Origin of the sequence: Shimia biformata (assembly GCF_016888515.1) — a bacterium.
GTDB classification, from domain to species: Bacteria; Pseudomonadota; Alphaproteobacteria; order Rhodobacterales; family Rhodobacteraceae; genus Shimia_A; species Shimia_A biformata.
Window position 1 is genome coordinate 1,854,954 of the sequence record NZ_JAFEJK010000001.1, and the last position, 21,726, is coordinate 1,876,679.

Genomic DNA, 21,726 nt, shown 5'->3' on the forward strand with positions numbered 1-21,726 from the left:
CGGCAAGGGGGTCCTCAGACCCTCTCGAGATAGGTGTGCCAGTGTTTCGACGACGGGATGTCGTCCAGCCGCTCCAACTCCTGCCGCTTGGTGCGGACAAGGTTGCGGATCAGCTGTCCGGGCAGGGCGCGGGCGATGATCGGATCTTTTTCGAACAGCGCGACCGCCTCTTCCCAGTCCTCGGCCAGCGTCGGCAAGTCCTGCTCATAGGCGTTGCCTTCGATCGGCGGGGGCGGGGTCAGGTCGCGGTCGATCCCGTCCATGGCCGCGCCCAGCATCACCGCCAGCATCAGATAGGGGTTCACGTCGCCCCCGGCGACGCGATGTTCGATCCGTCGCGCGGCGGTCGGACCGCCGGGCACGCGAATGGCCACGGTGCGGTTTTCATAGCCCCAGCAGACCTGCGTCGGGGCATGGGCACCGGGCGCGAACCGGTCATAGCTGGGGCCGTGCGGGGCAAAGATCAGGGTCGAGGCAGGCATTGCTTCAAGGCAACCGGCTATGGCCGACAAAAGCAGCGGCGTGCCTTCCTCGCCACCATTGTCAAAGACGTTGTTGCCGTCCTTGTCCACGACCGAGAAATGCACATGCATGCCGTTCCCGGCGTCCTGTGCATAGGGTTTCGCCATGAAGGTCGCGGCCATGCCATGTTTGCGCGCCAGCCCGCGCACCAGCATCTTGAACAGAAGCGCGTCATCGGCGGCGTAAAGCGCCTCTTGATGGTTGAACGTCACCTCGAACTGGCCGATCCCGGCCTCGTTCACGATGGACTGCACGGGCAGGTCCATCGCCTTGCAGCCGGTGTGCAGTTCGGTGAAGAACAGGTCGAACGCGTCCAGCTCATCGAGCGAATACATCGACCCGCTGAGCAGCCGCCGCCCCGAGCGCGGATCGCGCGGCGGACGCAGGGCGTTGCCCTGATCGTCAACCAGCGAAAACTCCATCTCCGAGGCTGCCATCACCTCCCAGCCACGGGCGCGATAGCGGTCAAGCACGTGGTTCAGCGCGTGACGCGGGTCGCCGAGGTAGGGCGTGCCGTCCTCAAGGCTCATCCACATCGGGACCAGCGCGGACGGGGTCGCGAGCCACGGCATCGGCACCGCGCCGCGGTCAGTTGGGTAAAGCACGCCATCGACATCGCCGCGCTCAAACACCAGCGGGCTGTCGGCGATATCCTCGCCCCAGATGTCGGCATTCAGGGCAGACAGGGGCAGGCGCACGGCCCCCTTGTCCAGCTTGGTTGCGTAAGTGCCGGGCACGCGCTTGCCGCGCCATTGCCCGTTCAGATCGGCTGCGCCGACTCGTATCGTGCTGAATTGGCCAAGGTTCATGGACCCTCCGTGACATTTGTCCGGTCGAGACCATGTCTAGCCGACTCCCATGCGCCGCGCTAGATGAATTTGATCATATTATTCGATATAGGCCGCAAAGCGGTGCCGGGATCGGCGGGGATCAGCGCAACAAGTTGGGGCGGAAGCGCATCTTCTGACGCCGTTCCTGTGGCAGGTGCCGGTTCAGGCGGCGGTTCATCAGGCCGAAAATGCCGACAATCGCCAGCGTCAGCAGGATGAAATAGAAGGCCAGGATCGGGTAGGGGATGAACGGGTTGAAGGTCTTGTCCGCGAAATACCGCGCGTAATACAGCGCATCACCCTGCTGTTTCAGCACCGGGAAGCCCGAGAAGAAGACAAGCGTCGTGGCGTGGAACAGGAAGATCGCCTCGTTCGTATAGGCAGGCCATGCCAGCCGCAGCATGGTCGGAAAGGTGATCCGGCGGAACCGGGTCCAGCCGGTCATGCCATAGGCATCCGCGGCCTCGATATCGCCCTTGGGGATCGACAGAAGCGCGCCATAGAAGATCTCGCCCGAATAGGCGGCGGTGTTCATGAACAGCACCAAAAGCGCGCCCAGCCACGCGGCGGTGAAGGCGCCAAGGAAGGGCATCGACTGTTTGACCGCGAGAAAGACGAAATAGGCAAAGAAGAACTGGATGAACAGGGGCGAGCCGCGGAACACGAAGATGAACCATTCCGACGGTTTGCGCAGCAGCGGGTTTGACGAATGTTTGCCCATCGCCAGCGCGACGGCAAAGAAGAACCCAAGACACAGGGCAAAGACCCCGAAATAGACGTTCCAGATCATGCCCGAGCCGATCAGCGTGAACTGCTGGCACAGGTCATAGCCCTCACGCGGAAGCAGCCGTTCGCCAATGCCGATCGAGCGCAGCGCATAGGCCTGGATGGTGTCAAAGCAGCTCATGCCTTGGCCCTCCGCTGGGCTTCACCGCCGGCGGTGGCCTGACCATGGGTGAGCCGCTTCATCAGCTTGTCCAGCACGACCTCCGAGACCTTGGTGAAGCCAAGGTAGAAAACCAGAAGCGCCAGGAAATACCACATGCGCCAGTCGCCATGCGGGTAGTCGGTGAAGCGGGCGTTGACCGTGCCGCCAAGTTCGCGTGCCCAATAGACGATGTCCTCGATCCCGAGAAGGAACAAGAGGGGCGTCGCCTTGATCAGCACCATCCACAGGTTCGAGAGACCCGGCAGGGCATAGACCCACATCTGCGGCACGAGGATACGCCAGAAGGTCTGGCGGCGGGTCATGCCATAGGCTTCCGCCGTTTCAAGCTGGGCCTGCGGCACGGCGCGCATGGCGCCGAACAGCACGTTGGCGGCAAAGGCGCCAAACACGATGGAAAAGGTCAGAACCGCAAGGAAGAACGCGTAGGTGTTATGCACCCATTCCGGCGCCGTCGAAAGCGGCAGCTTGGCCTGCGCGCAGACTACAAAGTCGTTGCCCTGACGGATCGCGTCGGGCCAGTCGGGGCATTTGACCTGATGGCGGACCCATTCGAACGCCTGGTCCAGCGCGATGACGAAGAACATGAAAAACGCGATGTCGGGCACCCCGCGCACGATGGCGCTGTAGCCCTTGCCGAACCAGCGCAGCGGCAGGAAATGCGACCGCGCGGCCGTCGCGCCGCCAAAGCCAAACAAGAGCGCCACCGGTGCCGTGATCGCAAGCAGGACCAGCACGGTGATGACCGAGGTATAAAGCCCCATATGCTTGCCGGTGGTCAGGTAGCAGGAAAGCCACGTGAGCCCCTCAAGCGTGTCCGGTTCTACGCAATAGGAAAACATGCCCCGTCTCGTCCTTGTCCGTTTTGATGTTCACGGGCGGCGCCGCCATGTCGTTGGCCCGAGCGGGACAGAGGCGGAAAGTGGGATGCGCAAGAAATCCCCGCGCATCCCGTGATCACGTTGGATCAGATTACCACTGGGAAGCGACTTCCCATTTCGCGATCAGCGCGTTCAGCGTGCCGTCGTCTTTCATCGACTGGATCGCCGCGTCGAACTTGGCGCGCAGTTCGCCATCCGATTCACGCAGGCCCATGCCAACGCCGCCACCGATCGATTCCATGCGCTCGAGCATCACGAGGCCGTCCATGCCGGCGACGGTGTCGAGGAAGGATTTGTCGGCCAGAACCGCGTCGGCTTCGCCGTTGCGCACGGCGGCGACGGTTTCTTCCGGGGTCGCGAATTCGATCAGGGTCCAGCCCTGTTCGGCGATGAACGACGCCTGGATGGTCGCTGCCTGCGCCGCGATCACACCGCCTTCAACGTCCACATCGGCGCTGAGGGCGACATAGGCCGACGGATCCGGCGGCGTGTAGGGCTGGGTGAAGTCGATGACCTCATCGCGCTCGTCGGTGATCGACATGCCCGCGATGATGGTGTCGTAGTTGCCCGACACGAGGTTCGGAATGATCGAATCCCAGTCGTTCTTGACCCATTCACATTGCAGTTCGGCGCGCTTGCACAGCTCGTCGCCCAGTTCGCGCTCAAAGCCGTCGATCTCGCCAGCGTCGTTGACGAAGTTCCACGGTGCATAGGCGCCCTCGGTGCCCATGCGCACCACGTCGGCGGCCGCGATACCCGCGGTCAGCGCCAGCGCGGCGGTGCTGAGGATCAGTTTCTTCATGTGGTTTGCTCCCTTTGGTTGGTTGTTCAGGCGGCGGCAGTCGAGCTTAGGAACTGTCGCAGCCGTTCCGATTTGGGCGATCCGAACAGGGTTGCCGGGTCGCCTTCTTCTTCGATCAGGCCCTGATGCAGGAACACGACGTGGTCCGACACATCATGGGCCATTTTCATGTCATGGGTCACGATCAGCATGGTCCGGCCTTCCTCGGCCAGCGCCTTGATCACGCGCACCACTTCCTGTTCCAGTTCCGGGTCCAGCGCCGAGGTCGGCTCGTCGAACAACAGCGCCTCGGGCTCCATGCACAGGGCGCGCGCGATGGCGGCGCGCTGCTGCTGGCCGCCCGAAAGCTGCGCCGGATAGACGTCGCATTTGTCGCCGATCCCGACCTTGTCCAGATAGGCGCGGGCCGATGCCTCGACCTCGGTCCGGTCGCGGCCCAGCACGGTCAGCGGCGCTTCCATCACGTTTTGCAGGATGGTCATATGGGCCCACAGGTTGAACTGCTGGAACACCATCGACAGGTTGGTGCGGATGCGCAGAACCTGTTTCGGATCGGCGGGGACGCGGCCATGACCGCTGCCTTTCCAGCTGACAGGTTCGCCCTTGAACAGGATGTCCCCCTGCTGGCTGTCCTCAAGCAGGTTGGCACAGCGCAGGATGGTCGACTTGCCCGATCCCGACGACCCGATCAGCGACACCACATGGCCCGCCGGGGCGGTGATATCGACACCCTTGATGACCTCAAGCTCGCCATAGGCCTTGTGAAGATTGCGGATTTCAAGAACGGGTGTTGTGTCGGGCAAGGGGGCAGCTTTGCGTTAGAAGTGGTTTTGTCAGGCACGTAATGGAACTGAAAAAACGACCGATTGCAACTTGCAAAACGGGTGACGCTTGGTGAATTCCGACAATTCGGCAGGGGGACTGCCCGGATTGTCACCGTGCCGCAGGGGTCGGCACCGCGAGATAGGCGTCAGCGGAAAGCACCACCAGCCCGGCCAGGCCCAGCATGTCGCGCTGATCGGGCGCAAGCGCGGCGATCGCGCACGCCAGCGCGTCACGGATTGGGGCGGGATCACGGGTCTGCGCGGTGATGAAGGGCAGGGCCGGGGTGGGGGCGGTGCGGGCAAGTTCCGTCAGCTGCGCGGCAAACGGGTCGAACCGCTGCATCATCTCCCAACTCAGAAGGTCCAGCGCCGCCCAATCCGCGCGCCCCTCGGCCACCGCCTTGGCCGAGGCGCGATGACTACCGGTTTCGACCGTCTCACCGATGGTCAGGCCCGCTGCCCGGAAATGCTCCACGGGGGCGGCCCAGCCCGATTGCGACAGCGCGTCGTTGACCGCCATGCGCCGCGTCTGCAAGGTTTCAAGCGGCGCGCCCGCATCGGCCCGGCGGGTCACGATCACGCTGCAATAATGGCCCTCGGGCACCCCGTCAAAACCGTGGTCAGGCGTCGCGACCAGCGTGACCGTGCCATGCAGCCGGGTGCGATAGGGCATGCCGCAGGTCTGCGCCAGCAAAAGGTCGGGGGATTGCCAGATGTCCCAAAGCGGCGTCTCGCGGTCCAGCGTCGCGGGGCCGTCGCCAAGCGCCTCTCGTGTCAATTGCCAAAGCCGGTCATTCAGCGCCGCCGTTTCCGGGCGGTCATACATGCCGAAGCTGGCGATCATGACGCGGCTTCGACCCGTTGCCGCGCCAGCGCGCAGTCACGGTCGTTCACCCCGAGGAAATGCGAGGCCAGTCGCACGATGGCCTCTTCCTCGGCATCGCGCGAGCCATCGGCAAGCACGACCTCCCACATGGCTTCGACCACGCCGACGCGTTCCTCAAACGGTACCGCGTCCTTGATTGCGCGGGTAAAGCGCACCGTGTCGGGGGCTTCGGCCTCAAGCGTTTCGGCTTCGGCGCGCAACAGCCGCGCCTGATTCGGCGTCAGCCCGCAGCGTTTTTCGCAAATCCGGTCGATGCGCTCGATCTCGGACAGGGCATAGTCGCCGTCCGAGCGCGCGATGCGCACCAGAAGCGCCATCAGCGCCAGCCGCGCGTCATTGGTATCAAGGACAGGCGGGGCGGGGGCGGTAATGCGACGGATGAGTTCTGCAATCATGGGCGCTATCTAGGGGCAGGGCGGGGTGGATACCAGAGGGGCCGCCCCGCTTTGTCGCAATTGTGACAACCGGCCGCTTGTGCCGGGGTCAGTCGGCGGCCGGCAGGTCTTCGGGCTGGATGCCGAGGATATGGGCGATCTCGCTCAGGGTGGCGTCTTCTTCCACCGCATGTTCGCCGTCGGCAATAATCACCCGCCACAGGGCGCGCATCACGTCCAGACGGTGCGGATAGTCCACGTTCTGCCGGATGATCAGCGCGAAATCCGGGGTGCCGGGGGCCTTGGCTTCGAGCTTTTCGCAGGTCGCGCGCATCTTGGCGGCCTCGACCGGGTTCAGGCCGAAGCTTTCTGCCAGAATGCGGTCGATCTCGCCGATTTCGACGGCGTCATAATGGCTGTCGGATTTCGCCACCCGCACCAGAAGCGCCCCCAGCGCGAGGTGTTCATCGGGTTCCGGCAGCTTGGGTTCTTGGGGTTTGCCGGACAGCCGGCGCATCAGGGCGTCCCACATCAGCCGTCATACCCTTCGACAATGACCAGATCGCCGGACGAAACCGGGTCGCGGATTTCCTTGACCTTCTGGTATTCCGCCGAGTGATAACAGTCCCGCGCCGCCTGATAGGACGGGAACTCGATCACCACATTGCGTGACCGGCTGGTGCCTTCGGGGTTCTCGAAGGCCCCGCCACGCACGATGAACCGGCCATCATAGGCATCAAACACCGCGCCATTGGCCTTGACGTATTTCATGTAGGTGTCGATGTCGTCGACATCGACACGCGCAATCCAGTAACCCTTTGGCATCCGGTTGTCCCCCGTTTGATCTGTTTTCAGACGAAGCTGACCCAGAAGGGGATTCGCTGCAAGGGGTCAGCTCTTGCATCCTTTCTCCGAAAGCTTGATTCCGGCAAAGCCGTTCATGTCGACCATCCCGTCCTTGGCCCAGCCGCGCACGATATCGCGGGTCTGGGACATGTCGAACCCGTGTTCGGGCAGCATCTGATCGGCCTCGGCGGAGGTCATCTGACAGCCATTGTCACGGATCAACTGCAACAAAACATCGGCGCGATCACCGTCTGTTGCCCATGCCGGAACGGTCAGGGAAAGCGTGGTGGCAATGGAAAGAAAAATACGCGTTTTCATAAACTTGATCTCCGGTTTCAAATACGCGCGCACCCTAGGGCGCGGTTTTGAAATGATCAAGTCAGGGCTGTGCCGTGATCGCCAGAAGCCCCAGAACCACCTCTTCGCGGAAGCGGACATTGTCCAGCGCAATGCCTTCCGGGTCGGCGTTTTCGATCAGCATCCCGGCGATGTCCGGGGTGTCATCACTGCGTCGGAACCCGTATTCCTTTTCGGACAGCGGCGCGATGGTCAGGCTGCCAATCGCCGTGCCGTCGCGTTTGAGAAAGGTCACAAAGGCCGCGCCCCCTTCGCCACCACGAATATCAAACCCGACGGCGCTCTGATCGTGGTCAAACAGGATCGCAACCGAGCCTTCGCCCGCCGCCTGCGGGTTTGGAAACCCGGCGGGGCCGTGACCATGCAGAACCGATGTCGCCATCAGCCGCAGGATGCCGAGGTTCTGGCCCTTGACGCCGGGCAGCACGGTCAGAGGCGCCATCGCGCCCCCGGCGGCGCGGTCATAGTCGCCATCGAATGTCAGGATCTGCCCGGCAAACCGTTCGCCAAACTGCGCCCCCTTGCGCACCAGCACCTCGGGCACCTCGCGGCCCACCCCGAATGAGGACGGCAGGTCGTCAAACGTGATGACCTGATCCAGCCCCAGCGTGTCGGGGTCGACCTCGCAAATGGGCGTGTCACAGGCCAGGGCGGGCTGGGACATGAGAAGAAAGGCGGCAATGGGTATCAAGGCGCGCATGAACGCAGGCTATACCGGAATCGCCTTTCCGCAAATCACGAACACGGGATCAGTATTCGTCGTTGCCGCCTTGCTGCCACGGCTGAACAAGGTTGCCGAAGCGGGTGAAGCGGCCCTCGAAGCTGAGATCGACCGAGCCGATCGGCCCGTGACGCTGCTTGCCGATGATAACCTCTGCCTTGCCGTGCAGCTTGTCCATACGTTCCTGCCACGCGGCCATTTCGTCCAGCTTGTCATCCGACGGCTTTTCGCGTTCGACATAGTATTCCTCGCGGAACACGAACATCACCACGTCGGCATCCTGCTCGATCGAGCCGGATTCGCGCAGGTCCGAAAGCTGTGGCCGCTTGTCGTCTCGGCTTTCGACCTGACGGGACAGCTGCGACAGCGCCATCACGGGGATGTTCAGTTCCTTGGCGATGGCCTTCATGCCCATCGAGATCTCGGCGATCTCGTTCACCCGGTTGTCCGACATGCCCCGGCACAGTTGCAGGTAGTCGATCACCAACAGGTCAAGCCCGTGGGTCCGTTTCAACCGCCGCGCCCGTGCCGCCAGCTGGCTGATCGGCAGGGCAGGGGTGTCGTCGATGAACAGCGGGCAGGCTTCCAGTGTCTTGGCGGCCTCGACGAAGCGGCGGAACTCGGTCTCGGTCATGTCACCGCGCCGGATGTTTTCCGACGGCACTTCCGAGGCTTCCGACAGGATCCGCGCCGCCAGCTGTTCGGCGCTCATCTCGAGGCTGAAGAAGCCCACGACGCCGCCCTCGACCGCGCCTTCGCTGCCATCGGGTTTCTTGCCTTTCTTATAGGCCTTGGCGACGTTGAAGGCGATGTTGGTGGCAAGCGAGGTTTTCCCCATCGAGGGGCGCCCGGCAAGGATCAACAGGTCCGACGGGTGCAACCCGCCCAGCTTCTTGTCGAGGTCAATGAGCCCGGTCGACACCCCCGCCAGACCGCCGCCGCGCTCATAGGCGGCATTGGCCGATTGCACGGCTTCGGTGACCGCCTTCAGGAACGAGACGAACCCGGTATCGGTGCGCCCCTGTTCCGAGAGGTTGTAAAGCGCCTGTTCCGCCTCGACGATCTGCTCTTTCGGCTCGCTTTCGACGTCAACCCGCGCCGCTTTGGTCGAGATGTTGTTGCCAAGGCTGATCAGCTCGCGCCGGATCGCCATGTCATAGATCATCTGCGCATAGTCACGCGCGGCATAGGCCGAGATCGCAGCACCGGCAAGACGGGCAAGATAGGCGGGACCGCCCAGTTCCTTCAGCCCCTCGTCATCCTCAAGAAAGGCCTTCAGCGTTACGGGTGAGGCAAGGTTGTTCTTGGCGATCCGCGCGGCCGCGACTTCGAAGATACGGGCGTGGACCGGATCATAGAAATGCTTGTCGGTGATGATCTGCGCGACGCGGTCATAGATATCGTTGTTGGTCAGGATCGCGCCCAGCAGCTGTTGCTCGGCCTCGATGGAATGCGGCATTGGATCGGCGGAATCCGCCTGTGCCTCGCCTGTTCGGATATTTGCAATCTCGTTCATGGCTGTCCCGGTGTCCTCGTTGAGGCGGTTCTAGTCCAAGGCCTGCGGCGACCGCAAATTGTATCTTTCTGTGGGTTATCTGTGGATAACAGAAACCCCCGCTATCTTGGCAGAAAGCGGGGGTCTGACGCAACATGTTGTGGTGGTGCGGTCTGTGGCCGCGTTATGACGTTGCGAAAAATCCGGTTATTTCTTCATCCGTGCGTCCTGCCATGCGCGCGGGTCGCGCAGGAAGGATTCGACTTCTGTCAGCGTCGCGTCACTGAACGCGCCCTGCGCCTTGGCCTCGGCCAGAACGTCCCACCAGGTACAGAGATAGTGCAGTTGCACCCCATGATCGCCCAGTGTCTTCGTCGTCTCGGGGAAGATGTCGTAATAGAAGATCACGGCGGTATGACCGCAGGTCGCGCCGGTCTCGCGGATCGCATCTACAAAGGACAGTTTCGAGCCGCCATCGGTGGTCAGATCCTCGACCAGCAGCACCCGCTCGCCTTCGCTCATCGCGCCTTCGATCCGGGCGTTGCGGCCATAGCCCTTGGGCTTCTTGCGCACATAGGTCATCGGCAGCGCCATGCGCTCGGCCACCAGCGCGGCAAAGGGGATGCCGGCGGTTTCGCCACCGGCGATATTGTCAAACGCCTCGAACCCGGCGTCGCGCATCACGGTGACGGTCATGAAATCCATCAGCGTGGCGCGGATGCGCGGGAAAGAGATCAGCTTGCGGCAGTCGATATAGCTGGGCGAGGGCAGGCCGGAGGCCAGCGTATAAGGTTCGTCGGTATTGAAATTCACCGCGCCGATTTCCAGCAGCATCCGTGCGGTCAGGCGGGCGATTTCCTCTTTCGGAGGGAAGGCGGTGGGGATCATGTGAGAGCTCCTGCGATTGGAGTAAGAAGATGTGTTCCCGGATCGCTTGCGATCCGGTTCGCGCCCGACCCGCCCCCCAGGGCGGGCGCGAATGCGCGCCCACCCTCGGGCCGGGCGCGAACCTCTGTGGGGAGCAGTGAAAACGTCATTATTGAACCGACCAATGCACGGGATAACCCGGATCAAACACCGTGACCGGGCCGTCCGGCGTGTCGATCTTGGCGGGAAACGCGGTGGCCGTGTCGGATTTCACCAATGTCAGCGTCTCGGCATTCACCGGCAGCCCATAGAATGCCGGCCCGTTGCGGCTGGCGAAACCTTCCAGCTTGTCCAGCGCGCCGTCTTCTTCGAACACATGCGCCAGAAGTGGCATGGTGTTCGTGGCGGTGAAACAGCCGGCGCAGCCGCAGGCATGTTCTTTCAGGTGGTCCAGATGCGGTGCCGAGTCGGTGCCAAGGAAGAACCGCGCATCGCCGGATGTCGCGGCGGCACGCAGCGCCAGCCGGTGCTCCTCGCGCTTGGCGACGGGCAGGCAATAGTAATGCGGCTTGATGCCCCCAACCAGGATATGGTTGCGGTTGATGATCAGGTGATGGGTGGTGATCGTCGCGCCCAGGTCCCGGTCATTGGCCTTGACGTAGTCAACGCCGTTTGACGTGGTGATATGCTCCATCACCACCCGCAGTCCCGGCGTCGCGCGGCGGATCGGGTCCAGCACACGGTCGATGAACACCGCCTCGCGGTCAAAGATGTCGATATCGCTGTCGGTGACCTCGCCATGCACGCAAAGGGGCAATCCGATCTCGGCCATGATTTCCAGCACCGGGCGCACCTTGTCGAAATCGCGCACGCCCGACGCCGAGTTGGTGGTCGCCCCGGCAGGATAGAGTTTCAGCGCCTTGACCAGCCCGCTTTCTGCCGCTGCGCGCACATCTGCCGGGTCGGTCGCCTCGGTCAGGTAAAGCGTCATCAGGGGGTCGAATGTCATGCCTTCCGGCAGGGCGGCCATGATCCGGTCGCGATAGGCCGCTGCATCCGCACCCGTCACCACGGGCGGCACCAGGTTCGGCATGATGATCGCGCGGCCAAAATCACGGGCGGTTTCCGGCAGCACCGCTTGCAGCATCGCGCCGTCGCGCAGATGCAGGTGCCAGTCATCGGGGCGGGGAATGGTCAGGCTTTGTGTCATGCTGTGCCGCTACCACAAAAGCGGCGGGATATTCCAGCCAGATCAGGCCGCTTTGCCGATCAATCGCTTCAACTTGCGCCGGAACATCGGCGCGTTCATGCGGCGCGTGACATTCGAACACAGAAGCGCGGTCAGGAAGGGGCGGTTGGCGTCCTCGGTCCTTTGCAGAAGGCGCCGCAGATAGGGGCCATAGTTGCGCCGCGCCCGCCACATTTGGTGAAAGGCGGTTGGCGACATCTTGCCCGCCGCTGCCTTGACCAGCAGGCGGAACAGGATTTGCGTGTCCAGCAGGTGTGTTTCAAGCCCACCACCCGGATCGCCCCCCAAGAGCGGCGTCTTCAACAGCTCGACATGATCCCGCGCAAACAGCGCCGCATGAACCGCGTCCCGTTCACTGTGCGGGTCGTAAAGCACAAAGGCGCGTTCGGCGGCCTCGACCATGCGCGGCGCATAGCCATAGCGCGAGGTGAACGAGACACGGCGCATCTGCGGAAACCGATCCTCCCACGGGACCAGCTGCGGGTCCAGCGTGGCCTGCGGTTCCACTGCCACCACGGTCGCGCCCGGCGCCGCCACCGAAAAGGCCGCCGCCGCATAGCCCCCCGGTCCTGCGCCGTAAAACAGCACCCGGTCGAACTCGTCAAAGAAACCGTCATCGGCCAGCCGGTCGACAAAGGCAAAGACCGCCGGGTCGCGGAACCACGTGTCGCCGTCGCTGAGAAATGCGAGCTGCGACCACCCCAGTTCGCGCACCAGTTCGAAACCCAGCGGCTGGCCGGTGTCGCCGCGATCCTGAATCGCCTGAAGCGATTCGAACGTGACCAGCAGCGTCGGCTTGTCCTCGATGAAGGCCGCCCAGTGCCGGTCGCCCAGCGACAGAAGATAGCCGTCCTCGTCCACGATCTCGTCCAGACGCAGAAGCCAGTCGTCTTTCGCCAGCCCCAGCATCGGGGTTTCCATCGCGTTGGGTGTGTCCTGCATGGTCGGGGTCCTCAGAGATCGGCGCTTGTCATGCCACCTGTTCTTGTCGCACGAATAATCCGGCACTTGGGCAAGAATATGAAGCCGCGACAAGGAATTCCACCCCGGCGCGGCAAATGCAACGGTTGACCGGTCGCGCGTGGATCGGGCAGCCTTGGGCCTGGCGCGCGGCAAGAGGCAAGAGGGGTCGGCATGACGGGCATGAACTCGATATCAGAGGTGCAGGACAGGCTGGCGGGGGCGGGCTATGTCTGCGGCCGGTCGCTGGCGACGGTGGTGTTCCTGTCCCTGCGGCTGGGGCGGCCGTTGTTTCTAGAGGGCGAGGCCGGGGTCGGCAAAACCGAGATCGCCAAGGCGCTGGCCACGGTGCTGGGGCGCAACCTGATCCGGCTGCAATGTTACGAAGGGCTGGATGCGGCCAGCGCGGTCTATGAGTGGAATTTCGCCGCGCAGATGGTTGCGATCCGCACCGCCGAGGCGGGTGGTCAGGCTGACCGTGACGTCTTGCAGCGTGAATTGTTCGGTCCCGACTACCTTGTCGAACGGCCCCTGTTGCAGGCCATGCGCCCGCACCAGAGCGGCGCGCCGGTCCTTCTGATCGACGAGCTGGACCGCACCGACGAACCGTTCGAGGCTTTCCTCTTGGAGGCCCTCAGCGATTTTCAGGTCACCATTCCCGAGATCGGCACCATCAAGGCCCCGGAACCGCCCATCGTCATCCTGACTTCGAACCGCACCCGCGAGGTCCATGACGCGCTGAAGCGGCGCTGCCTCTATCACTGGGTCGACTACCCGAATTTCGAGCGGGAAATGGCGATCCTGCACGCCCGCGCACCGGAGGCAGCGGAAAGCCTTGCCCGTGAAATCGTGGCCTTTGTCCAGAAACTGCGCACCGAGGACCTGTTCAAGAAACCCGGCGTGGCCGAGACTATCGACTGGGCGAAATGCCTTCTGGCACTGGATGTGATCAACCTCAGCCCCGAGGTCATCGCCGACACGCTGGGCGCGATCCTGAAATATCAGGACGACATCCAGAAATTGCAGGGGTCGGAAGCGCAGAGGTTACTGGACGAAGCCCGCGCCGAACTCGAGCCGGTGTGATGACGCGGATTTCAAGGAGCTTGCGCCCGGCGACACCGCCGGGCAGCGCCGACCCGCCCCCCCGGAGCGGCGCTTCACGCCCCCCCGCGGGACGGCGCTGCCCTTGGTTTGACCAATCGCTTGCAGATGACCTGTCGAGGTGGGTTGCCTCATATGTCTGAACAGATCCCCCTCGACATACCCGACGCGCCGAAACTGGCGGGCAATATCACCCATTTTGCCCGCGCCCTGCGCAAGGCGGGGTTGCCGATTGGCCCCGGTCGCGTGATCGACGCCATCCGCGCGGTCGAGGCGGCGGGGTTTACCAGCCGCACGGATTTCTACTGGACTCTGCATGCCTGTTTCGTCTCGCGCCCCGAACATCGCGTGATCTTTGCGCAGGTGTTCCGGCTTTACTGGCGCGATCCGCGCTACCTTGAACAGATGATGGCCGCCATGCTGCCCGCCATTCGCGGCGTGCAGGAGGACCGCGTCGCCGAAGCCGGCGAGAAACGCGCCGCCGAAGCGCTGCTCGATGGGGTCGAGCGTGACCTGCCGCAGACCGACGACGAGGGCGGCGAAACCGAGGTCGAGGTCGACTCGACCCTGACCATGTCCGCCGAAGAACGGCTCAGGACGCTGGATTTCGAACTGATGGACACGGGCGAGATCGCGGCGGCCAAGCGCATGCTGGCGCGGCTCAGCCTGCCGGTGCGCCCGATCCCGTCACGGCGCGGCAAACCGGATGCGCTGGGCGCCAAGGCCGACTGGCGGCGCACGATCCGCGCGGCGATGCGCACCGGCGGCGACATCCAGAGGATCGCCCGCAAATCCCCACGCCCACGCTGGCCCAACCTGATCGTGCTTTGCGATATTTCCGGCTCGATGAGCCAATACAGCCGTATGGTGCTGCATTTTCTCCATGCCGTGGCCAACCGCAAGGGGGCAGGCTGGGCCAAGGTGCATGGTTTCACCTTCGGCACGCGGCTGACCAATATCACCCGCCACCTTGCCACCCGCGACGTTGATGCGGCGCTGGCGGCGGCAGGGGCCGAGGCGCAGGACTGGGAGGGCGGCACGAGGATCGGCGATTGCCTGCACGCCTTCAACCGCGACTGGTCGCGCCGGGTGATGGGCCAGGGGGCGGTGGTGCTGTTGATCACCGACGGGCTGGACCGGGGCGACGCGGGCGCGCTGAGGGCGGAAATGGAGCGGCTGCATCTGTCGTCACGCCACCTGATCTGGCTCAACCCGCTGTTGCGCTGGGACGAGTTCGCCCCCCGCGCCACCGGCATCCGCGCCATGCTGCCCCATGTCGACGCCTTCCGCGCCGGGCATAACATCGCCTCGCTGGAAGACCTCGCCGCCGCGATCTCGCGCCCCGACGATGCGGGCGAAAAGACGCGGCTGATGGCGGCGCTGCGGCAGGGATGACGTCGCAGGCAGGGTCTCCTTGCGCTTTGGGGTATGTTGGCACATCTTTTATTGGACCGGCCAACCTGCGGAGCAAACATGACCACCTCCTTCGACCAAATCCCCGAAATCGCGCTGGACTGGCACCGTGCGGGTCATGGCGCGGCGCTGGCCACCGTGGTCGAGACCTGGGGCAGCGCCCCGCGCCGGGTGGGGGCGCAGATGGCGGTCTCGGGTGATGGTCGGCTGGAAGGGTCCGTTTCGGGCGGCTGCGTCGAGGGCGCGGTCATGGTCGAGGCGATGGACGCACTGGAAGACGGCAAGCCGCGCCTTTTGGAGTTCGGCGTCAGCGACGGGGACGCCTTTGCCGTCGGTTTGGCCTGTGGCGGCACGATCCGCGTGCTGGTCGAACCCGTCGGTGCCGTCATGTCCGAAAGCGTGCTGGCCGCGCTTGTCGCGGCACGGGCGGCGCGGCAGGCGGTGGCCTATGTCACCCATCCCGAACAGGGCGGCGGGGTGCTGGTGACAGAAGGGTTTGACGACCGGTTCCGCATGGACCGCTCGGGCTTTGAGGAAGACGGCTGTTTCGTTGCCATCCACAATCCGCCTCTGCGTATGGTGGTTGTGGGCGCGGTCCATATCGCTCAAGGATTGGTGCCGATGGCGCGGCTGGCCGGGTTTGATCCCGTTATCGTCGACCCACGCACCGCCTTCGGCTCCGAAGCGCGTTTTCCCGGTGAGACGATAATGGACGAATGGCCGGACGAGGCGTTGACGAAAGTGGGGCTGGATGCCCGCACCGCGCTGGTGCTTCTCACCCATGACCCCAAGCTGGACGATCCCGCCCTGCATATCGCGCTGAAATCGGACGTGTTCTATATCGGCGCGCTGGGCTCGACCCGGACCCATGCCAAGCGGGTGGCGCGGTTGCAGGATGATGGGTTTGCGGAAGATGAAATCGCCCGCATCCACGGGCCCGTGGGGTTGGACATAGGCGCGGCAAACCCGGCCGAGATCGCCGTGTCCATCCTGTCGCAGATGGTGCAGGTGCTGAGGAAAGGCGCATGAAATTTGGCCCCGTCTCCGTGAGCAAGGCCAGGGGTGCGATCCTGGCCCATTCGATCAAGCCCGAGGGCGGGCGGCGGATCGCCAAGGGCACGGTGCTGGGGGATGGCGAACTGGCGGCGCTGATGTCGGCGGGTGTCGCAACCGTGGTGGTGGCCCGCCCCGACCCCGGCGACGTGACCGAGGACGCCGCGGCGCTTGAGCTTGCCCGCGCGATTGTGCCGGAACCGCATGTTCAGGGTCTGCGGATCTCGGGCGCAGGCACCGGGCGGGTGAACCTCTATGCCACCGGGCCGGGGGTGGTGCGGGTGGCCACCGACAAGGTTGCGGCAATCAACGGCGGCGACCCGATGATCACGATTGCCACCGTGCCACCCTTTCACCGGGTCGATGCGGGCGGCATGGTGGCGACGATCAAGATCATCTCCTACGCGGTTGGCGGGGCTGCGCTGCGGGATGCCTGCGCGTCGGCGGTGGGGGCGCTGGCGGTGGCGGCGCCTGTTTTGAAGACTGCCACATTGATCGAGACCGTGATCGGCTCTGACACGCCGTCAGACAAGGGCCGCGCGTCGATGGCGGGGCGGCTGGACCGGTTGGGCGTGAGCCTTGCGCCGCGCCTTCTGGTGCCGCATGACACAGCCGCGATTGCCGCGGCGATCGAGGCGGCCACAAGCGATCTGGTCCTGATCCTGACCGGGTCGGCCACCTCGGACGCCCATGACGTCGCGCCGGAGGCACTGCGGCAGGCGGGCGGCGCGGTCGCGCGGTTCGGCATGCCGGTCGATCCCGGCAATCTTCTGTTCCTTGGCAACCGTGGCGCTACGCCGGTCATCGGCCTGCCGGGATGTGCGCGGTCGCCGGCATTAAACGGGGCGGACTGGGTGCTGGAGCGGGTGGTCTGCGGCATCCCGGTCTCGGCCGGAGACATTGCCGCGATGGGGGTTGGCGGGCTGCTGAAGGAAATCCCCACCCGCCCGATGCCCCGCCGCGCGATCGAGGGCGACGGGAACTGACCGCCCGGCGCGGTCAAGTGACTGGACCATCGGCAATTTTCGGACCGTTTGGAAAAAACCGGGTTCTCAACGTGAAACCCGCGTGCTTAACTCTAGGTCATAAACAAAATAATGAATTCAATTAGGGAGGAGCCAATGACACAGGTCAGCATGACCGTGAATGGCAAGTCTGCGTCCGGCACAGTCGAAGGACGTACCTTGCTCAGCCAATTCTTGAGAGACCAACTGGGCCTGACGGGAACACATGTGGGCTGCGATACCAGCCAATGTGGGGCCTGCGTGGTGCATGTGAACGGTGAGGCGGTCAAGGCCTGCACCATGCTTGCGCTGGAAGCGGATGGGGCCGAGGTCGGCACGATCGAGGGCCAGGCCAATGCCGATGGCTCGCTGAACGTGATCCAGCAGGCGTTCCAGGACCACCATGGGCTGCAATGCGGGTTCTGCACGCCGGGCATGGTGATGTCGGCGGCGGCGCTTTTGAAAGACAACCCGACGCCCACCGAGGCGGAAATCCGGGATTACCTGGAAGGCAATATCTGCCGCTGCACCGGCTACCACAATATCGTCAAGGCGATCATGGCGGCATCCGGTCAGGACGTCAGCGGCATCGCGGCCGAGTGATTCTATCCGGCGCGCCGGGAGGAGGCGTGGCGGAATTGAGTATTTGGACAAGAAAGAAGGGGGCGGGCGTGGCCCGCAATTGCCTTCAGGGAGGATTGAGATGCCAAAGGACCATGGCATAGGCGCCAGCCCCAAGCGGCGCGAAGACGTGCGGTTCCTGACAGGGGCCGGGAATTATACAGACGACATCAACGTGAACGGGCAGGCCTATGTGCATTTCCTGCGCTCTGATGTCGCCCATGCAAAGATCAACGGGATCGACACCAGCGCGGCCGAGGCGATGCCCGGCGTGGTGCGGATTTTCACTGGCGCGGATTTCGAAGGCGTTGGCGGCATGCCCTGTGGCTGGGGTGTGACCGACCGGCACGGGGAACCGATGCAGGAACCGCCGCACCCGATCCTTGCCCAGGGCAAGGTGCGCCATGTGGGTGATCCCATTGCCGCCGTGATTGCCGACACCTATGAACAGGCGCGCGACGCGGCCGAGGCGATCGAGGTCGACCTCGATGACCTGCCCGCCGTCGTCGACATGAAAGCGGCGCTGGCAGATGGCGCCACCAAGGTGCATGACGATCTGACCTCAAACCTGTGTTACGACTGGGTTCTGGGGGAAACCGACGACGCGGCGGTTCAGGCGGCCTTCGACAGCGCCGCCCATGTCACCACGCTGGAACTGGTGAACCAGCGCCTTGTCGCCAACCCGATGGAGCCGCGCGTGGCGGTGGGGGATTACAACCGTGGCACGGACGAGCATACGCTCTATACCACCAGCCAGAACCCGCATGTGATCCGGCTGTTGATGTGCGCCTTCGTGCTGGGCCTGCCCGAACACAAGGTCCGCGTGGTGGCGCCGGATGTGGGCGGCGGTTTCGGCACCAAGATCTTCCACTATGCCGAGGAAGCCTTTGTCACTTTCGCGGCCAAGGCGATCAACCGGCCCGTGAAGTGGACGGCAAGCCGGTCCGAGGCGTTCATGTCGGACGCCCAGGGGCGCGACCACGTCACCAGGATCGAACTGGCGCTGGACGCAAGCAACAACTTCACCGCGCTGCGCACCAATACGCTGGCCAATATGGGGGCGTATCTGTCGACCTTCTCGTCCTCGGTGCCGACATGGTTGCACGGGACGCTGATGGCGGGGAACTACAAGACGCCGACGATCCAGGTGAACGTGAAGGCGGTCTTTACTAACACGGTTCCGGTTGATGCCTATCGCGGCGCGGGCCGTCCCGAGGCGACGTTCCAGATCGAACGGGTGATCGACAAGGCCGCGCGCGAACTGGGCGTCGACCCGGTTGCCCTGCGCCGTCAGAACTTCATCACCGAGTTCCCCTATGACACGCCGGTCGCGCTGACCTATGACACCGGGGATTACCACGGCACCATGGACAAGCTTGAGGCCGCGGCCGATTTCGCAGGTTTCGCCGCAAGGCGTGCTGCGAGCGAAGCCAAGGGCAAGCTGCGCGGGCTGGGTGTGAACTGCTATATCGAGGCCTGCGGTATCGCGCCCTCGAACATCGTCGGCATGCTGGGCGCGCGCGCCGGGCTTTATGATGCCGCGACGGTGCGGGTGAACGCCACCGGGTCAATCTCGGTCATGGTTGGGGCACATAGCCACGGGCAGGGGCATGAAACTGCCTTCCCGCAGGTTGTCGCCGATATGATCGGTATCGACGAGAGCATGATCGAGATCGTGCATGGCGATACCTCGAAGATCCCGTTCGGCATGGGCACCTATGGCTCGCGTTCGCTTGCGGTCTGCGGCTCGGCCATGGTCAAGGCAACCGAGAAGGTGATCGCCAAGGCCAAGAAAATCGCCGCGCACCTGCTTGAGGCGTCTGATGCCGATATCGAGTTGAAGGACGGCGTGTTCAGCGTTGCCGGCACCGACAAGTCGGTCGCCTGGGGCGATGTCACCCTGACGGCCTATGTGCCCCACAACTTCCCGCTGGAAGAGGTGGAGCCGGGGCTTGAAGAAACCGCCTTCTATGATCCGGCGAACTTCACCTTCCCGGCGGGCGCCTATGCCTGCGAGGTGGAAGTGGACCCCGAGACCGGCAAGGTCACCATCGAACGCTTTGCCGCGGCGGATGATTTCGGCAACATCATCAACCCGATGATCGTTGACGGGCAGGTCCATGGCGGGATCGGTCAGGGCATCGGCCAGGCATTGCTGGAAAACTGTGTCTATGACGCGGACGGCCAGCTGATGACCGGGTCTTACATGGACTATGCCATGCCGCGCGCCGACGACGTGCCGTTCTATACAGTCGACCATTCCAGCCAGACACCCTGCACCCACAACCCGCTTGGGGTGAAGGGCTGTGGCGAGGCCGGGGCCATCGGCTCGCCGCCTGCCGTGGTGAACGCGGTGATCGACGCGCTGCAATCGGGCGGCAAGAACGTGGACCATATCGACATGCCGGTTTCGCCCTCGCGGGTCTGGTCGGCGATGAACGCCTGAGGGAGGACAGATCATGTATGCATTCGACTTTGAGAGACCTTCCACCATTGCCGAGGCCGTGGCCGCCTTGCAGGACGAGGACGCGCAGGCGCTGGGCGGGGGGCAGACCCTGATCCCGACGCTGAAACAGCGGCTGGCAAGCCCGTCGAAACTGGTCAGCCTGTCGGGGATCGCCGAGATGAAAGGCGTCTCGATCGAGGGTGGTGTGCTGACCATCGGCGGCGGGGCCACCCATGCCGAGGTCGCGGCGGACGCCTGTGCGCCGCTGGCGGCGCTGGCGGCCAATATCGGCGACCCGGCGGTCCGCAATCGCGGCACCATCGGCGGCAGCCTTGCCAACAATGACCCGTCGGCGGATTACCCGGCGGCGATGCTGGCGCTGGGGGCGACGATCATCACCAACACGCGCGAGATCGCGGCGGATGACTTTTTCCAGGGCATGTTCACCACCGCGCTGGAAGAGGGCGAGATCATCACCTCGGTCCGCATCGACGTACCACCGGGGGGCGCGAACTATCAGAAGTTCGAGCAGCCCGCCTCTCGATTCGCACTGGTCGGGGTCTTTGTCGCCCGCACCGCGAACGGGGTGCGTGTCGGCGTGACCGGGGCGTCAGAGGATGGCGCCTATCGCTGGAGCGAGGCCGAGGAAGCCCTGAACAAGGAATTCCGCGAGGACGCGCTGATGGACCTGCGTCCGAACCCGGCGATCATGATCGAGGACCTGCACGGGTCGCGTGAATACCGCGCGCATCTGGTGCGGGTCTTGACCAAACGCGCGGTGGCCGCGATCGGCTAGTGCCTGCGGCGCGAGTATTTGCGCAAGAAAGAAGGGGCGCCGGGGTTTTCCGGCGCCCTTTTCATGTCTGGTGCGGTGTCAGGCGGGTTTGCGCGCGACGAAGTCGATCAGCGCCGACATCCCGGCATGGCCCCGGCCTTCGCGGATATCACGGTCGTATTCGCGGCACTCCAGAACCTCCCACCCGGCAAAGGCGCCGCGCAGGATGACCTCTGAATACATGTTGTCGGCAAAGGGCGGGCCGCCGGTGCCATAGGTGATCTGTTTCGGCGTGTAGCCGTGCAACAGGGCCAGCCCGCCCGGTTTCAGGGTTCGCTTGATGCCGTCGAAGATCCGGCGGCGGCCCTCTGGGTCTGCGAACTGGATGAAGATCCCGGCGACAAGGTCGAAGCGTTCGGGCGCCCAGTCGCGCGAAAAAATGTCGGACTGTTCCAGATCAAGCGCAACACCCCTCTGGTCGGCAAGGGCGCGGGCGCGTCCAAGCGCGGTGGGCGAGAACTCTTGCGCGGTCACGTCCATCCCCTGCTGCGCCATCCACACAGAATTGCGCCCCTCGCCATCGGCAAGGACCAGCGCGCGGGCGCCTTTTTCAAGGAATTGCGCATGATCGGTCAGAAAGGCGGCGGGATCGGTGCCAAAGACATAGCTGTCGGACGCTGCGAACCGGCCTTCCCACATGGACAATCCGCGATCCTGGAATTTGGCCTGGACTCTGTTCGGTTTTGACATTTG

The 21,726-nt window shown here is 64.0% G+C and carries 23 protein-coding genes; 7 read left to right on the plus strand and 16 right to left on the minus strand.

Going from position 1 to position 21,726, the window contains the following annotated elements; genetic code table 11:
• Positions 1-14: 14 nt before the first annotated feature.
• The 15 genes from JQ863_RS09050 to JQ863_RS09120 all read right to left on the minus strand — a co-directional run bounded on the left by JQ863_RS09050 (position 15) and on the right by JQ863_RS09120 (position 12,542).
• The gene (locus JQ863_RS09050; RefSeq protein ID WP_204113960.1) at positions 15-1,331 is read right to left on the minus strand and encodes a glutamine synthetase family protein; all 1,317 of its coding nucleotides are present in this window, start codon (positions 1,329-1,331) and stop codon (positions 15-17) included.
• Positions 1,332-1,452: 121 nt separating this feature from the next.
• Entirely contained in the window at positions 1,453-2,259 is an 807-nt protein-coding gene (locus JQ863_RS09055) for an ABC transporter permease (RefSeq protein ID WP_204113961.1), read from the minus strand.
• Entirely contained in the window at positions 2,256-3,140 is an 885-nt protein-coding gene (locus JQ863_RS09060) for an ABC transporter permease (protein WP_204113962.1), read from the minus strand. The genes JQ863_RS09055 and JQ863_RS09060 overlap by 4 nt, the downstream gene beginning before the upstream one ends.
• A 130-nt stretch (positions 3,141-3,270) precedes the next feature.
• Positions 3,271-3,981 carry a transporter substrate-binding domain-containing protein gene (locus tag JQ863_RS09065; RefSeq protein WP_204113963.1) on the minus strand — a complete coding sequence of 237 codons (711 nt, stop codon included), beginning with the start codon at positions 3,979-3,981 and terminating at the stop codon, positions 3,271-3,273.
• Positions 3,982-4,007: 26 nt separating this feature from the next.
• Entirely contained in the window at positions 4,008-4,784 is a 777-nt protein-coding gene (locus JQ863_RS09070) for an ABC transporter ATP-binding protein (protein WP_204113964.1), read from the minus strand.
• 130 nt (positions 4,785-4,914) lie between these two features.
• Positions 4,915-5,649, minus strand: coding sequence for a phosphate/phosphite/phosphonate ABC transporter substrate-binding protein (locus JQ863_RS09075; RefSeq protein ID WP_204113965.1), 735 nt, complete (start codon positions 5,647-5,649; stop codon positions 4,915-4,917).
• The gene (locus tag JQ863_RS09080) at positions 5,646-6,086 is read right to left on the minus strand and encodes a tellurite resistance TerB family protein (protein ID WP_204113966.1); all 441 of its coding nucleotides are present in this window, start codon (positions 6,084-6,086) and stop codon (positions 5,646-5,648) included. Before JQ863_RS09080 ends, JQ863_RS09075 begins: the two co-directional genes overlap by 4 nt.
• 88 nt (positions 6,087-6,174) lie before the next feature.
• Positions 6,175-6,597, minus strand: coding sequence for a tellurite resistance TerB family protein (locus JQ863_RS09085; RefSeq protein ID WP_239113246.1), 423 nt, complete (start codon positions 6,595-6,597; stop codon positions 6,175-6,177).
• Positions 6,597-6,890, minus strand: a complete 294-nt coding sequence (locus tag JQ863_RS09090; RefSeq protein ID WP_204113967.1) for a DUF1330 domain-containing protein — start codon at positions 6,888-6,890, stop codon at positions 6,597-6,599. The genes JQ863_RS09085 and JQ863_RS09090 overlap by 1 nt, the downstream gene beginning before the upstream one ends.
• A 66-nt stretch (positions 6,891-6,956) precedes the next feature.
• Positions 6,957-7,229 (minus strand): hypothetical protein, encoded by a 273-nt coding sequence (locus JQ863_RS09095; protein WP_204113968.1) that lies wholly within the window; start codon positions 7,227-7,229, stop codon positions 6,957-6,959.
• Positions 7,230-7,290: 61 nt separating this feature from the next.
• Positions 7,291-7,932, minus strand: coding sequence for a hypothetical protein (locus JQ863_RS09100; RefSeq protein WP_239113247.1), 642 nt, complete (start codon positions 7,930-7,932; stop codon positions 7,291-7,293).
• A gap of 85 nt (positions 7,933-8,017) precedes the next feature.
• Positions 8,018-9,505, minus strand: coding sequence for a replicative DNA helicase (locus JQ863_RS09105; RefSeq protein ID WP_204113970.1), 1,488 nt, complete (start codon positions 9,503-9,505; stop codon positions 8,018-8,020).
• Between the two features lie 186 nt (positions 9,506-9,691).
• Positions 9,692-10,372 (minus strand): orotate phosphoribosyltransferase, encoded by a 681-nt coding sequence (locus JQ863_RS09110; RefSeq protein WP_204113971.1) that lies wholly within the window; start codon positions 10,370-10,372, stop codon positions 9,692-9,694.
• A gap of 148 nt (positions 10,373-10,520) precedes the next feature.
• A complete protein-coding gene (gene pyrC, locus JQ863_RS09115) occupies positions 10,521-11,561 on the minus strand; it encodes a dihydroorotase (RefSeq protein ID WP_204113972.1) in 1,041 nt (346 codons plus the stop codon).
• A 42-nt stretch (positions 11,562-11,603) separates the two neighbouring features.
• A complete protein-coding gene (locus tag JQ863_RS09120; protein WP_204113973.1) occupies positions 11,604-12,542 on the minus strand; it encodes a phosphoadenosine phosphosulfate reductase in 939 nt (312 codons plus the stop codon).
• 192 nt (positions 12,543-12,734) lie between these two features.
• Here JQ863_RS09120 and JQ863_RS09125 point away from each other — a divergent pair, with 192 nt between their 5' ends.
• From JQ863_RS09125 to JQ863_RS09155, 7 genes are all read left to right on the plus strand, one after another.
• The gene (locus JQ863_RS09125) at positions 12,735-13,643 is read left to right on the plus strand and encodes an AAA family ATPase (RefSeq protein WP_204113974.1); all 909 of its coding nucleotides are present in this window, start codon (positions 12,735-12,737) and stop codon (positions 13,641-13,643) included.
• A 153-nt stretch (positions 13,644-13,796) separates the two neighbouring features.
• Entirely contained in the window at positions 13,797-15,056 is a 1,260-nt protein-coding gene (locus JQ863_RS09130; RefSeq protein ID WP_204113975.1) for a vWA domain-containing protein, read from the plus strand.
• A gap of 78 nt (positions 15,057-15,134) precedes the next feature.
• A complete protein-coding gene (locus tag JQ863_RS09135; RefSeq protein WP_204113976.1) occupies positions 15,135-16,103 on the plus strand; it encodes an XdhC family protein in 969 nt (322 codons plus the stop codon).
• Positions 16,100-17,113, plus strand: coding sequence for a molybdopterin-binding protein (locus JQ863_RS09140; protein WP_204113977.1), 1,014 nt, complete (start codon positions 16,100-16,102; stop codon positions 17,111-17,113). The genes JQ863_RS09135 and JQ863_RS09140 overlap by 4 nt, the downstream gene beginning before the upstream one ends.
• Positions 17,114-17,248: 135 nt before the next feature.
• Positions 17,249-17,734 (plus strand): (2Fe-2S)-binding protein, encoded by a 486-nt coding sequence (locus JQ863_RS09145; protein ID WP_204113978.1) that lies wholly within the window; start codon positions 17,249-17,251, stop codon positions 17,732-17,734.
• Between the two features lie 100 nt (positions 17,735-17,834).
• Positions 17,835-20,198, plus strand: a complete 2,364-nt coding sequence (locus JQ863_RS09150) for a xanthine dehydrogenase family protein molybdopterin-binding subunit (RefSeq protein ID WP_204113979.1) — start codon at positions 17,835-17,837, stop codon at positions 20,196-20,198.
• Positions 20,199-20,211: 13 nt separating this feature from the next.
• Positions 20,212-20,994 (plus strand): FAD binding domain-containing protein, encoded by a 783-nt coding sequence (locus JQ863_RS09155; protein ID WP_204113980.1) that lies wholly within the window; start codon positions 20,212-20,214, stop codon positions 20,992-20,994.
• A 78-nt stretch (positions 20,995-21,072) separates the two neighbouring features.
• Here JQ863_RS09155 and JQ863_RS09160 read toward each other — a convergent pair whose 3' ends face one another.
• Positions 21,073-21,723 carry a class I SAM-dependent methyltransferase gene (locus JQ863_RS09160; RefSeq protein WP_239113248.1) on the minus strand — a complete coding sequence of 217 codons (651 nt, stop codon included), beginning with the start codon at positions 21,721-21,723 and terminating at the stop codon, positions 21,073-21,075.
• Between the last annotated feature and the right edge of the window lie 3 nt (positions 21,724-21,726).